Annotated in this window: 1 protein-coding gene; it reads left to right on the plus strand. The window is 60.6% G+C overall.

Annotated elements, in window-relative coordinates; translation table 11 throughout:
- Positions 1 to 741: 741 nt before the first annotated feature.
- Positions 742 to 1,737, plus strand: a 996-nt coding sequence (locus tag H7A81_RS27105; RefSeq protein WP_182059321.1) for a GAF domain-containing protein, incomplete at its 3' end; no start/stop codon positions are given.

Consider the following 1,737-nt stretch of genomic DNA (forward strand, 5'->3'; position numbering starts at 1 on the left):
TGCTATGCTAGTCAGACACGGTGGTGTCTCGAGAGGACGGCGCGGCCGAAGCGCGGGTTCCGTGGATGGTAGTTCTGACGCATCCGCACCTGTGAGGGCGCCGTCGTCTTTTGTTCAAGCATCCGCCGTTCGGCGCGTTCCACTGCAGGACGTACACTCTTTCCCTACACGACGCCCTCCCGGTCTAGTCACGGCTGCCGTCCCGTCCTGCATGACGAGGCCGGCGCGGGTCAGAAAGGTCAGCTGCTGCGTCAGCACGTCGGCGCGGTCGGCGTGGCGGTACATTTCGCGCAGCGTCAGCGCGCCGTAGCTGCCGGCCAGTGCCACCACGGCCAGGGAGAGGATCATCATCCACAGCACGACGCGGCGGATGGTAAAGTGTCTGAGTAGCTGCATGAGGTTTCCCCGGTGTTGTTATTATTTTGAATAATAAAAAGCATTATCATTTATTTTTAATTGCGCGCGTGATTAAGTTGCGCGCTACATTTATTTAACAGGATTCTGGCAGGAATAATTAAAAAAGGACACTCCCCGACGATAAAATTAAAGAATCGCGCTGCGCTAAATAATTTTCTAAACAAAATAAGCATGACATAAGACCAGGCAGCGCCTATAGTAAGCGCCATAAGAAAGTTTTTAATCGTTTTTTCCTTTCGCAGTTATTGTCTTTTATAACGGTTCGTTACCGTCCACTTTATCTTTATAATTTCGCACCGGAACCAGGCCGGGGCGGAGGAACCCATGCTGATGAATCTTAACGGCGACAACGATCGCCGCGCGCGGGCGCTGAAAGCGCTGCGCAGTCCCGATGAAAGCCGCGATGACGTGCTGCGCAAGTTTGTCCGACTGGCCAGCCAGGCGCTTGGCATACCCGGCAGCTTTATTTCAGTGCTGGACGACGAGCACCAGCACGTGCAGGCCGCACACAACTTCGCCCTCGCGCAGTCCTCGCGTGAAGACTCCCTCTGCCGCCACGCGGTGGACAATGATTGTGCAGTGGTGGTGCCCGACACCTGGCTGGACGCCCGCTTTGTGACGCATCCGCTCATCACCGGCGCGCCCTACATCCGCTTCTATGCCGGCGTGCCACTCAAAAACCGGGAGGGGATCGTGCTCGGCACGCTGTGCGTCACGGACACCGCACCGCACCCGTTTGGCGCTGAGCAGGTTACCACCCTGAAGCTGCTGGCCGCTCTGGTGATGTCGTTTCTGGAGGCCTGGCACTCCGCCGGATTTGCTGACCCGGTCACTGCCCTGCCTAACCGCCAGCGCCTTATCCGCGACCTGCAATATCTCGCAGTGGCGGGGGACAATACGCCGCGCCGGCTGGTGCTGATTGACTGCATCGACATGCCGCGCGCCTATGAACTCGCGCGCTCGATGGGCATGGGCCCGGTGGAGAGCCTGCTGAAGGACGTCGCCACGCTGCTGCCGCTGCGGCTGCGTCCTGCCACTGGCGAGCTGCTCTACACCGTTGCCACCGGCCGCTTTGCCGTGCTGACGCGTGACGAGAGCCGGCTCACCGCGGACTGGGTGGCAGGACGACTGGAGGGGATCAGCGCCGACCTGGGCGACGGCATAGCCGTGGCGCTCAGCACCCACACCGGCGAGGTGGCCTTTACCACGGGCAGCATTACGGCGCAGGAGGTGCTTCGCCGCGCGGTCAGTTCCCTGCGCGAGGCCATCGGGCGCGGCGTTCCCGCGATGCGCTTCAGCCCGGCATCCGATGCCCGTCAC

This window comes from Pantoea sp. ME81, assembly GCF_903970985.1.
Taxonomy (GTDB): domain Bacteria; phylum Pseudomonadota; class Gammaproteobacteria; order Enterobacterales; family Enterobacteriaceae; genus Pantoea; species Pantoea communis.